The organism is Wenyingzhuangia sp. IMCC45467 (genome assembly GCF_054111205.1).
In genome coordinates this window covers 409954-423198 of the sequence record NZ_CM134196.1, presented here as the reverse complement: position 1 = coordinate 423198, position 13245 = coordinate 409954, and the positions used below count along the sequence as shown (strand labels likewise).

General features: G+C 27.8%; 11 protein-coding genes. All 11 read left to right on the top strand.

Annotation, left to right across the window (positions count from 1 at the left end):
• Window positions 1–50 precede the first annotated feature (50 nt).
• Window positions 51–1895, top strand: coding sequence for a hypothetical protein (locus ACXGQT_RS01975; protein ID WP_457829727.1), 1845 nt, complete (start codon window positions 51–53; stop codon window positions 1893–1895).
• 222 nt (window positions 1896–2117) lie between these two features.
• On the top strand, window positions 2118–2828 hold the full coding sequence (locus ACXGQT_RS01970) for a hypothetical protein (RefSeq protein ID WP_457829726.1): 711 nt from the start codon (window positions 2118–2120) through the stop codon (window positions 2826–2828).
• Window positions 2829–3920: 1092 nt separating this feature from the next.
• Window positions 3921–4715, top strand: coding sequence for a cation transporter (locus tag ACXGQT_RS01965; protein ID WP_457829725.1), 795 nt, complete (start codon window positions 3921–3923; stop codon window positions 4713–4715).
• A 232-nt stretch (window positions 4716–4947) separates the two neighbouring features.
• The gene (locus tag ACXGQT_RS01960) at window positions 4948–5577 is read left to right on the top strand and encodes a hypothetical protein (protein ID WP_457829724.1); all 630 of its coding nucleotides are present in this window, start codon (window positions 4948–4950) and stop codon (window positions 5575–5577) included.
• A 216-nt stretch (window positions 5578–5793) separates the two neighbouring features.
• Window positions 5794–6339 carry an FEKKY domain-containing protein gene (locus tag ACXGQT_RS01955; protein ID WP_457829723.1) on the top strand — a complete coding sequence of 182 codons (546 nt, stop codon included), beginning with the start codon at window positions 5794–5796 and terminating at the stop codon, window positions 6337–6339.
• Window positions 6340–6607: 268 nt separating this feature from the next.
• A complete protein-coding gene (locus tag ACXGQT_RS01950; RefSeq protein WP_457829596.1) occupies window positions 6608–7141 on the top strand; it encodes a hypothetical protein in 534 nt (177 codons plus the stop codon).
• Window positions 7142–7395: 254 nt separating this feature from the next.
• Window positions 7396–8169: a YARHG domain-containing protein gene (locus tag ACXGQT_RS01945; protein ID WP_457829597.1), complete on the top strand. Its 774-nt coding sequence runs from the start codon at window positions 7396–7398 to the stop codon at window positions 8167–8169.
• A gap of 507 nt (window positions 8170–8676) precedes the next feature.
• Complete coding sequence (locus ACXGQT_RS01940; protein WP_457829708.1) at window positions 8677–9336, top strand: ATP-binding cassette domain-containing protein; 660 nt, start codon at window positions 8677–8679, stop codon at window positions 9334–9336.
• Between the two features lie 232 nt (window positions 9337–9568).
• On the top strand, window positions 9569–10441 hold the full coding sequence (locus ACXGQT_RS01935; protein WP_457829722.1) for a hypothetical protein: 873 nt from the start codon (window positions 9569–9571) through the stop codon (window positions 10439–10441).
• 199 nt (window positions 10442–10640) lie between these two features.
• Window positions 10641–11237 carry a hypothetical protein gene (locus ACXGQT_RS01930; protein ID WP_457829721.1) on the top strand — a complete coding sequence of 199 codons (597 nt, stop codon included), beginning with the start codon at window positions 10641–10643 and terminating at the stop codon, window positions 11235–11237.
• 733 nt (window positions 11238–11970) lie between these two features.
• Entirely contained in the window at window positions 11971–13071 is a 1101-nt protein-coding gene (locus tag ACXGQT_RS01925; RefSeq protein WP_457829720.1) for a hypothetical protein, read from the top strand.
• Window positions 13072–13245 lie beyond the last annotated feature (174 nt).

Below are 13245 nucleotides of genomic sequence, written 5' to 3'. Positions count from 1 at the left end.
AAAACCGTTGCCCACAAGCTGAAAAAAAAAATAAAATTAAACGAATATCTATGAAATTAGAAAAAATATTAGACAAATTAGGCTCTATTGAAAAGAACTCATTTATCAAAATCATTGATAATATCATATCAAAAAGTCCAAAGAATATAAAAGAAATTGACAAGATATTAAGCTCCTCAGACAAAGGTTTAAAATCCGTTGATAATCAAAATATTTCTAAAATTTTTGCTCTAACCGAAAATGAATTTCAAGAACATATAAAATGTGAGTTTCAAGATACAGCTTCACAGTTAGATATTTTAATTGATATAGTAATACGAGACGGAAATTGTATAATGAAACAAGATTGGTTCTCTAGATTATATGATAAAGAAGTTAAACATCTTAAATTAAGAATTAAAGAATTAAAATCTGATTTTGAAAATGAAAAATCTGATTTAAGTAACAGCCGTAAAAGAGACTATAAAATATATAAAGCCTGTTTAAACACTGCTTATCATAACGATATTGAAAATAATCGTGAACCAAAAGTTACATCTGATGAATTGTCTATAATACTAACACTTATTAAACAACTTGGTTTATCACAAGAAGAAGTAAAACTAATAAATTACTCAATATTACCCATTCAGAAAATAGATATTCAAGAGATTATTAAAGGGTTAAAAAATATAGGAGTAATATTTTACTCAAACAAAGAAAATACTATTTACGTAGCTGACGAAATGGTAAGACTTTTAAGAAAAATCAGAGAAAAAGAAATTGCAGATAAATTTTATAGAAGAACATTAAAACTATTAAGAGAGCCTATAATCAATCAAATTTGTAGAGAATATAATATTGACAGAAAACTCAATTATTCTCAAAAAATAGAAGAAATAATAAAAGAAGGGGTTTCTTACACAAATATATTATTAAATGACATATATAAAACAGACAGTACTCTAACCGAAAGAAAAAAGGAACTGAATGAATTATGTGAAAAAGGTTTAGAAATAACAAATTTAAGAGGAAGTACCTTAGAAGAAAAAATTCAAAGTCTTATTGAATATTACGAAAATATTGAAAAAGATGAAAAGGTTGGTATTTCTTTAGATGGATTTGAAAAATTATTATCTGAATTAAATGAATCTTTACCCACTTTAAATAAACAAATAAAAGAACAATTTGAACTTCAAGACGAATTTGTTTTAAAGGCTGACTTTTTATTAGATTATAACATAAAGCCTAGAGATATATTAGATTTAATTGAGAAACAAGATTTAATTCAATTTATAAAAGACAATGGAGTTAAGCAACGTGGAGACAATATTTTAAATATTCTTGAGCACTATAAAGATGTTGAAAACTTATATTTAGAAAACTTTGAAAATGTTGCTTATAGAAATTTAAACTTATTAAAAGACAATGGAATTACTGTTAAAGAGAGTGAGTTAGGTCTTAAATTTGAAGAATTAACAAAAATAATATTTAGTAGTCTTGGATTTAATGTCGACGATAACTTAAAGAATAGTATGAATACCAAAAATGACATGATGGATATTCTTTTAAATTTAGGTAACAATGAAATTATTATTGTAGAATGCAAGACAAGTAAAGAGAGAGGTTATAATAAATTCAGTAGTGTTTCAAGGCAATTAAAATCATATCAAAACTTAGCTTTAAAAAATGATTTTAGAATTGTGAAAATACTTTTAATAGCTCCTGAATTTAGTGATGATTTTATTACCGAATGTGAAATGGATATGGAAATGAATCTTTCGTTAATAACAGCTTCCACCCTATTAAATATTTCTGAAGCATTTAAGGATTCTAAATATTCTGAATTTCCTCATGTTTTATTTAGAGACATCGTGATAAATGAACAAAGAATTTTAAAAGCAATAAGCAAATAAAGCCAGTGGGCAACACCGGCTAAACTTCATGCGGGTTCTGTGCTTTCTCAAAGTTTTTTGTATATTTACTAGGTCGCCAAATCTTGTTGATTTGGCTTTGTGAAACCAAAGAAACAAAACCAAACAAAAAGCTTCGGCTTAGTACGTGTTCGAAAATCTTGTCGATTTTCAACCCCGCACAAAGCCTAGCCAAAACCGTTGTAGCTAATTAAAATTTGAAAAATGAAATTAAAATTTATAGTTTTTTTATTGTTAACATGCCTCTGTAAATTATATGCTAACTCTAATCCTGAAATACAATTCAAAACATCTAAAACAGAATTTCTTCATGAATTAGAAAAAATCTGGGAGTCTTCTGAAATAACAATTAACTCCGAAAAGAAAGAAATTAATTCTAATATTAAATTCTTCATTGTTATTACTGTAAATTCTAATCTAAATATTTCCGAAGAAAAATTCTCTAAACTTATAAACACAACATCCAGTTTAGTTTTTAAAAACATAGTAAATACGAAAGATTTTAGAGTTGCTAAAGTTGATTTTATTAATAATGAAACAGACTTTAAGAAATCTGAAAATTTATACGTAATAATTGATGAGCAACCTATTATTGAAGGATCATATGAGAATTGTGAAAACCCAAATTCAAAACAATGTTTTTATAAAAAACTCTCAGAACATATCGTTGAAAATTTCAATCTTTCAAACTTTAATAATATCGGTCTTGAAAAAAAGAAATACAGAATAATTACAAATTTTACAGTTAATAAAAATGGTGGAATTAGTGATATAATTGTTAATCATGAAAACGAAATTGTAATAAATGAAATAACTAATCTTCTAAAATCATTGAAGATTGAAAAATCTGGATTTAATGATGGAATTGCTGTTGATGTAAAGTTTGCTATTCCTTTTAGTTTTATAATTGAATAAAAACTAGCTACAACAACGGCTAAACTTCATGCGGGTTTTGTGCTTACTTCAAAGTTTTGTGTATATTTACTAAGTCGCCAAATCTTGTTGATTTGGCTTTGTGAAAACAAAGAAACAAATCCAAACAAAAAGCTTCGGCTTAGTTGCGTGTTCGAAAATCTGGCCGATTTTCAAGCCCGCACAAAGCCTAGCCAAAACCGTTAGCTAAAACAATGCTGAAAATCACCGAATTTAATATTTATATAAATTTCAATCAAAAGAAAAGAAATTGAATAGTAGAGAAATGAATAAATTTTGGACTTTATTTGAAAAAATAATTAGTGGATTTCAAATAATATTTGGTGTTGTTATAATTTCATTTGTATTATGGTCGTTGAATTTACAAACTTCAACAATTCTAGAGCATTCAAATTATACGTGGAATGACATTTCATTTTATAAGCTAATAAAAAGGCAATATTCTGTTATTTTCTTGGCAATTCTATGTTTTAGTTCTGGAATTTTACTTTTAAAAAATAAAAAAATCGGATGGATATTAAGTGTGACAACTTGGAGTTTATATACTATAGGGAATTTAATAAGTCTTTCAAAAAACAAATATGAAAACGAGTCAAATTTTGACTATTTAACAATCGGATTTATTACTATTATATATTTGAGTTTGACATTATGTTTAATCTCAAAACCTTACCGTACAAAATATGAAACAAATATAAATTCATGGATTATTATAGGATTGATAACTTTAATTTTTATGATTGAAAAATTGTTTAATTAGAAAAAACGAAAATTATGATAACAATGCTACTTAAAAGTCGGTATGTGAATTTTTGGGGTATTTTTATCCTATTCAACTTTTACATTTGAAAAAATTGCATTAGCTAACACCGGCTAAACTTAATGCGGGGTTCTGTGCTTTCTCAAAGTTTTATGTATACTTACTAAGTCGCCAAATCTTGTTGATTTGGCTTTGTGATAACCAAAAAAAAATCCAAACAAAAAGCTTCGGCTTAGTACGTAATCGAAAATCTGGCCGATTTTCAATCCCGCACAAAGCCTAGCCAAAACCGTTGTAACAAATGCCGAAAAAAAATGCAGAAAACAACATTTGAAATAACTAAAATGGACTGTCCTTCGGAAGAAAATCTAATTAGAATTAAATTAGATAATATTCCAAATATTGCAAATTTGAGTTTTGACATTCCTAATCGAAAATTAACTGTTTTTCACAAAGGAGAAGTAAGCCAAATAGAAAAATCCATCATTGAATTAAATTTAGGCGGGAAAAAAATATCAACTGAAAACACCGAAGAAACAGATTTTAAAGAAAATAAAAACCAAAAAAAATTATTATGGACTGTACTTGGAATTAATTTTGCTTTTTTTGTAATTGAAATAACAACAGGAATTATTTCTAAATCTATGGGGCTTGTGGCTGATAGTTTAGATATGCTTGCTGACAGTTTTGTCTATGGAATTAGTCTATTTGCGGTTGGAGGAACCATTATAAAGAAAAAAAGAATTGCAAAACTTGCAGGATATTTTCAAATCACTCTTGCTATTATAGGCTTTGTAGAAGTTTTAAGAAGATTTTTTGAAACAGATAAACTCCCGAATTTTTCGACAATGATTATTGTTTCAATTTTTGCCTTAATTGCTAACGGAATTTGTCTTTATATTTTACAAAAATCAAAAAGTAAAGAAGAAGCACATATGAAAGCAAGTATGATTTTTACATCAAATGATGTGGTAATAAATTTAGGTGTAATAATCGCGGGAATTTTAGTGAATTGGTTAAACTCTAACAAACCTGATTTAATTATCGGAACAATTGTTTTTGTATTCGTAATTCAAGGAGCTTTCCGAATTTTGAAAATAGGTAAATAATTAAAGAAAACACTTGTTACAACACCGGCTAAACTTCATGCGGGTTTTATGCTTACTTCAAAGTTTTATGTATATTTACTAAGTCGCCAAATCTTGTTGATTTGGCTTTGTGAAACCAAAGAAACAAAACCAAACAAAAAGCTTCGGCTTAGTACGTGTTCGAAAATCTTGGCGATTTTCTTCCCGCACAAAGCCTAGCCAAAACCGTTGTACACTATTAAAAAAAAAATCAATGAAAGAAGATAGTAATGAATTATCTAGTTCTTTAGTCGAAACTATATCAAAGTCTGATTTGACTGTTGTAGGAAAAGATTTACTTGAAGTCGGAATTGACTCTATTTTAAAAAATGGATTACTAAAAGACATTCCTGTTATAAATGTTGCAACAGGTGTTTGGAATACAGGTGTTGCAATTAGAGATTATCGATTTATTACTAAACTTTTGTATTTTTTAAATGAATCTTCCAAACTCTCATCAAAGCAAAGAGAAAATATAATTGAAAAATTAGAAGATAATAAATTTCAAGAAGAAGCTGGAGAAAAATTAATTTCAATAATTGACAATCTTGAAACAAAATCTAAAGCTAAAATTATTGGAAAAGCAATGTGTTTAGTAGGTAATAACATAATTTCGAAAGATGAATTTTGGAGAATTTCATTTATCATTGAAAAATTACCAACTAGTGATATTTATGCTCTAATAAACTGGAGAGATACAGACTTAAATAAAGTTGAACATGTAAGAAAACATTTGTACATGTCTGTTGGTCTAGGATGGTTTGTTCTTGATTTATCTTCGACAGGATTTGTTTGGACTGAAAGACTTTGTGAAATTATATCTGACTATTTGATTAAAGAATAACAGTGTACAACACCGGCTAAACTTCATGCGGGTTTTGTGCTAACTTCAAAGTTTTGTGTATATTTACTCGGTCGCCAAATCTTGTTGATTTGGCTTTGTGAAACCAAAGAAACAAATCCAAACAAAAAGCTTCGGCTTAGTCCGTGTTCGAAAATCTGGCCGATTTTCAAGCCCGCACAAAGCCTAGCCAAAACCGTTACCCAACATTAACAAAAAATGAACAAAAGAACGAAATATATAATTCTAGCTTTAGGAATTTTACGGTTTATATTTTTATTATATAATAAAAATTTTGCATTAGCTGAAAATAGTTTAGAGCCACCAGAATTGAAATATTCTAAATTGTTTTTTGGAATTGGAGTTTTATCAATTGGAATATTCTTTTTGAGTAAAAAATTGCGAAATTTACTAATCACATTAGCAATTTCTGGATTTACAATATGCTTGATTTTAAATATATCTCTTTCTATTCAAATTTTTGAAAGTGTTAGAATTGGGAAAATTTATGCGGAATATGGAGAATTAGACACTTGTGAAAAGATGGAAAAAAGATTTGCAACTGATTTAAAAAATAAAAAAATTAAATATTTTCAATGTTTAACTAGCTTTAACCCTGAATTAGAAAAGATATTAAAAAATGAGTATAACATTGAAACATTCGGAATGAATTGTGAAACTGAATCTGAAAAGGAATGCTATAATAAATTAGTTAAAAAATATTTAAAAAAGGAACATAATAAATCCTTTATAGATAATTTGTAAATATAAAAACTGAATAAAACGTTGGGTAACACCGGCTAAACTTCATGCGGGTTCTGTGCTTTCTCAAAGTTTTGTGTATATTTACTAAGTCGCCAAATCTTGTTGATTTGGCTTTGTGAAACCAAAAGAAACAAAACCAAACAAAAAGCTTCGGCTTAGTACGTGTTCGAAAATCTGGCCGATTTTCTTCCCGCACAAAGCCTAGCCAAAACCGTTACCTACAATTATGAAAAACATTCGAATTTCATTTATAATTCTTCTGACTTTTATGTCATTTTTCTTATTTGGACAAGATGATTCAAGATACACAGATGGAAACGGATTTGACTCTGTTTTTCAAAATTTAGAATCGGGAAATTTTAGCGGAACGATAAACGGAGTTTTAATTGTGAGAGATTCTGAAAACAAGGAATCTTTATTAGATTTTCAAGGCAGTTACGCAAAATTGGAAATAGAAAAAGATGAAGACGAAGTTTATGATGTGAGTTATAAAAAATATACTGGAAAAACAACAAGCGGAAAAACGGAAATAAAATACGAAACTTACGCTTACGCAAACTCGATTGGAATTGAATTTAATGGAGAATATTATAATTTATCATTAATCGATGGAGCTTGTGATTTAGTCATTAACGGACTTGAATACTCTTATAAATCTGAAAAAAATGCTGAATATCTAATTATAAGAATTACGAAAGAAATAGAATTAATGAATCGTTATGATAGCAAAATTAGAAAAACAATAAAACTTTTACCAAACTCGACTTTGGTTTTCGCAATTAATCGGAATAAAAAACTGTAGGTAACACCGGCTAAACTTCATGCGGGTTTTGTGCCAACTTCAAAGTTTTGTGTATATTTACTAAGTCGCCAAATCTTGTTGATTTGGCTTTGTGAAATTAAAAGAAACAAATCCAAACAAAAAGCTTCGGCTTAGTACGTGTTCGAAAATCTCGTCGATTTTCACCCCCGCACAAAGCCTAGCCAAAACCGTTGTGGGCAATTGCTGAAAAAATTATAAAATTGAAAAAATATATTCTTTTTATTATAATTATAATGTCTAAAATCACTGGATTTTCTCAGTCGAAAGATAAAATTCTATCCGAAATGAGAATTTACAGAAATGAAATCTTTGCAAGACATGGTATGAAATTTAAATCAGAAGATTTAAACAAATATTTTAGTGCAATGGAATGGTATGAATCCAAAGACAATTTTAATATAAATCAATTATCTGAAAAAGAAATTTTAGCTGCAGAAACAATAAAACTATTTGAAAATAAATATCCTGAATTTACAAATAATGACAAAGAGACAGTTGTTGAGATTTTTGAATTCATTAAAAAATTTACTTATAAAAATATCGAAATCATTAATTCAACTATAGATAATTATGACAATTTATTGGGTAAGGATACTATTCACACAACAGTAATAGAAAAAAAATTTAATGAATTTATTTTAGAATATTCATTCTCAAAAGAGAACAAAAAAATTTGGTTTGAAACTCATAAAAATCCATACTTGAGAATTGGAGATCATGAAATTCTTGATAATTATGAAAACTATTTTATAAAAGGATATATGGCCACAAAGTATACTATCGCTAGAAGTATGGAAATGTTTAATTTACCTTTAAAAGAATATCAAATAAATATTGGTTTAAGTTCTATACGAAGAGAAGGATTAACTATTGAAAAAAATGAATATGAAGAATATCTAAATAATTTCAATGACAATTTGTTATTGTTACCATATGATGAAAGTGGAGGCGGATTATATATTTGGTTTGAACCATTAAATAAGTTTATAGACTTTTATCATCCATAATCAACTACCCACAACAACGGCTAAACTTCATGCGGGTTCTGTGCTTTCTCAAAGTTTTGTGTATATTTACTAAGTCGCCAAATCTTGTTGATTTGGCTTTGTGAAATCAAAAAAACAAATTCAAACAAAAAGCTTCGGCTTAGTACGTGTTCGAAAATCTGGCCGATTTTCAACCCCGCACAAAGCCTAGCCAAAACCGTTAGCTACCATAATGAAAATCATCAGATTGATATTGATTTTTTATAGATTATATGCTTTTCTAAGTTTTATGATTAATCTTGCTTGTGTATCGATTATTATCACATGGGGAATTAGAGGAATCACAGCAGTATTTTGGTTTAAAATATTCACATTGAGCTTTACTTATTACTATATAAATAACCATAAAAAAGAAGAGTTTTTTTATTATAAAAATCTTGGACTTTCTAAAAAAAACTTATGGATTTCAACCTTTACAATTGATTTATCTTTATTCATAACAATAATAGTTCTAACACTTAAATTCACATGAAAAATATTCTTGAAATAGATAGTGTTCTCCTTAAATTTAAATCTACAGTTATTCTAAATAATGTTTATTTAAAAAGTGAAACTGGAATAATAACAGGACTGTTAGGAAGAAATGGAACAGGAAAATCGTCTCTCATGAAAATTATATATGGAGAAATTATTCCTGATGATAAATCTATAAGAATTAATAATTCATCGTTATTTAAATCTGCTCGTTCTCCAAAAGATATTAGATATCTTCCACAAAATAAATTTATTCCTATGTATTTAACAGTGCAAAGGTTATTGAAAGATTTTAATCTAGATTTTTCAGATTTAACATCATTTTTTCCTGAATTTCAAAAGCATTACAAATCAAAACTGAAAAATTTATCTGGTGGAGAAAGAAGAATTATTGAAATTTATTTAATACTTGTCTCTAAAACTAAATTTTGCATGCTAGATGAACCGTTTTCTCAAGTAATGCCTGTACATATTGAAACAATTAAAAAACTAATAATTAGAGAAAAACAAAATAAAGGAATTATTATAACAGATCATATGTACGAGCATATAACTGAAATTAGTGATAGTTTATATGTTATAAATAATGGGAAAACACATTTAACAAACAGTATTAAAGATTTACAAAAATTAGGATACATTAGAAATTCATAGAAAATTACGGTAGCTAACACCGGCTAAACTTCATGCGGGTTTTGTGCTAACTTCAAAGTTTTGTGTATATTTACTAGGTCGCCAAATCTTGTTGATTTGGCTTTGTGAAATCAAAGAAACAAATCCAAACAAAAAGCTTCGGCTTAGTCCGTGTTCGAAAATCTTGTCGATTTTCTTCCCGCACAAAGCCTAGCCAAAACCGTTAGGCTTCATTATGACTGATACCAACCAAATGATAGAAACAATAAAAAACATTGACTTTTCAGCTTACTTAATTCCTGTTTTCACTTTTATATTTGGATGGATAACCAAAATCATTTATGAAAGATATACTCTGAATTTTAAACTAAAAAAGGAATTTGAATTTGAGCAAAAAAAGAAACTAAAAGAAGAAATAGCTCAAAACAAAATGAAACTTTTAAATTCTGCTGAAGAACTGAACCACAGACTTTGGAATTTCAGTCAACACGTGGGAGAAAATTGGCACAAGGTTTCCACCAATGATTGGAATACAACTGAACAGTACTATCTTAAAAGCTTTGTTTACCGTTTTTTAAAATTCCTATACTGGAATATTCAGACTGAGAAAGACACAATTTCAATTGACACTACAATTGCCGAAAAAGACGATGTTTTATTCTTAAAATATATCAAGACTTTTAAAGACATATTTACCGATGTTGACTTACTAAAGGAATTAAACTATGACAAAGCCCATAATACAAATCATTTCTTTAAAAACAATTTAGCTGACTATTGTATTCTTGTAACTCAAAGAGGAAAAATATTAAGCTTTGAGAACTTTAAAGAAGTTATGGATAGAGAATATCAAAGTTTAGAGAAAGTGATTAATTATTTTTCAAATATTCAAAATACTGATGATGATAAAAATTTAAACGTTTTGAGAGTTTGTCATTTATTGATAATTCAGTTCTTAAATACCTTTGGACACGATTATCAAAAAACTGACAAAGAAAAAGTCAAGCGAATTACAGAATTATATAAACCGAAATTAAAAATAAAGAAAGGAATGATAGAGTTCATAAAGAAAAGTAAATTAGAGAAAGAGATGAAATCTATCACCGAAAAAATAACGAAAGCCTAACACCGGCTAAACTTAATGCGGGCTTCTATCCTACTCCAAAGTTTTGTGTATATTTACTGGGTCGCCAAATCTTGTTGATTTGGCTTTGTGAAATCAAAGAAACAAAACCAAACAAAAAGCTTCGGCTTAGTCCGTGTTCGAAAATCTAGCCGATTTTCAACCCCGCACAAAGCCTAGCCAAAACCGTTGGCTGTAAACAATGAACTCAGCAAGAAAAAACAATATTCAAAAAGAAATAATTCTTAATAATAAAATTAATCTTTCAATTTCTGAAAAATTAAGATTTTATAGAACATCTATACTTTTTACTGGAATATCTTTTCTTTCCTTAACAAACGGAATAGATAAATTACCCTTTGAAAAATTTAATTTATATGAAAATCCATTAGACAAAATAGGTGTTTTTACTCTTGTACTTTCTTTCATTTCCTATTTATACTTTAATTCTAAACTGAAAATTAAAAAAATAGAAGAAGATTTTCACAGGGAAAAAGCAATTCATAAAATAATATCATTCGTTGAGAATAATTCTGAGTGGAAATTAATTAAAAGAACTGAAAACTATATTATAATCCAAACAAAAGAAAATTCTGAAAAAGTAACAAGTGGCCGAAATTTTTTATTTTCACCTAGTTTTGGAGACAAAATATATATTGGATTATTTGAAAATTCATTTTTTATAAAAAGTATTTTTAACTTAAATAATAAATCATTTTTATCAATTAACACAGGAGAAAGCAAAATCAATGAATTGAAAATTTATGAACTGATAAAGTCTACAGCCAACACCGGCTAAACTTCATGCGGGTTTTGTGCAAACTTCAAAGTTTTGTGTATATTTACTAAGTCGCCAAATCTTGTTGATTTGGCTTTGTGAAAACCAAAGAAACAAATCCAAACAAAAAGCTTCGGCTTAGTACGTGTTCGAAAATCTTGTCGATTTTCTTCCCGCACAAAGCCTAGCCAAAACCGTTAACTAAAACAAAAATCGTAGCTACGTTTTGAGTTTGAAAACTTCTTTTTTTGAAATTAATTCTTGAATCTTAAAATAACTTCCTCTCTCCTATTTTTTGATAAATTCATAGTAAAATAAATATTGAATTTATCGTAGCTATGAAAAAGTCGTTTAAGTGAATTTTAAGGTTGGCTTCGCCGTTTTTTTATTTAGTCCTTTAAGAACATTGATTTTGTTTGAAAACTTCTTAAAAACGCTGAAATCTAATCTCTGTGTGTTTGAATTAACGCAGCTACGCAATAATAATTATTTGATAAATTTTCTTAATCTGATAAATGGTGTTAAGCTTTATGTTATCGTAATTGTGAGAAATTATCACTTTTTGAGAAATATATATAACTAAATAACATTTTAATATTTTGATGAATGTTAAACCAGAGCAACGTGTTTGAAATTATCGTAGCTGTAGAAAATCATTATGTTTTCTTTGAAAATCGTCTTACTTTAAATAATGAGTCTTTTCAATCATTTATTCTTTCTGAAGAAATGCTTTAGTTAACACCGGCTAAACTTCATGCAGGGTTTTGTGCTTACTTCAAAGTTTTGTGTATATTTACTAGGTCGCCAAATCTTGTTGATTTGGCTTTGTGAAAACCAAAAGAAACAAAACCAAACAAAAAGCTTCGGCTTAGTTGCGTGTTCGAAAATCTTGTCGATTTTCAATCCCGCACAAAGCCTAGCCAAAACCGTTGGCATTAATAAAAAATTGATGATTGAAATTACACTTGATACTAATTTATTTTATGAAAAATTAGGAGATTATGTTACAGAAGGTAAAGCTATTCTGGATAAAAACATTTCCATTCCTAATGATTTAGAACATGAAACGAATTTATGGGAAAAAAAGGCTCTAAAATTTTTAAAAAACAATACTCTTAACTTACCTGAAAGTTTAACGACTGATATTGAACATACCGTTACAGAAAATTGGATAACATATGGTATTCTTAAAAAGAACTTTAAAAGAGACCCAGCTAGTCATACTGAATATCTCACAAAACATCTAAATAACAAAATCAATGCTTTACAAAAGACTTCTGATTATTTTTCTATATCAGACATCATAAAAAAACAAGAAAAGCCTGAAATTACAAGCATTGAAGACAAAATAATTTTTATATTACAAAAACTATATCAATTATTTAGTAGTGATAATTTCTATTCTATATCAATGATATTTGACATAAATGAAATTGAATATAGAGATAATGAACCTATTGAAATTGCAGAAAACTTAAAAAAAAGAGGTTATGGAATTGAAGAAAATGACTATAAATCGAAAGATTTACTAAAAATATCAGTAAAAGGAGCGGCATACATTGAAAGAATTAATAAACAAAATAGCCGAATTAAAATTAAAAAGAAAGAACATGAAATAAACGAAAAAATTGATACTGTTTTATCTAAATTAAGTGAATTAGGTTATGGTCAGGAAATTATATTTAATGAAATTGAAGAATTAAGAACTTTATCTAAAAAATTAAACAAGAAAACTTGGTCTCAACTAGTGAAAGGTAAAGTAATGGATTTAGCATTGAGTCAAGCTATAAATAAAGAAACTGCAACTTTTGTATATGAAACATTAGTAGATAGCGCATTTAAATTATTGAAGTAAAACTAATGCCAACACCGGCTAAACTTCATGCGGGTTTTGTGCAAACTTCAAAGTTTTGTGTATATTTACTAGGTCGCCAAATCTTGTTGATTTGGCTTTGTGAAAACCAAAGAAACAAAACCAAACAAAAAGCTTCGGCTTAGTCCGTAATCGAAAATCTTGCCGATTTTCAAG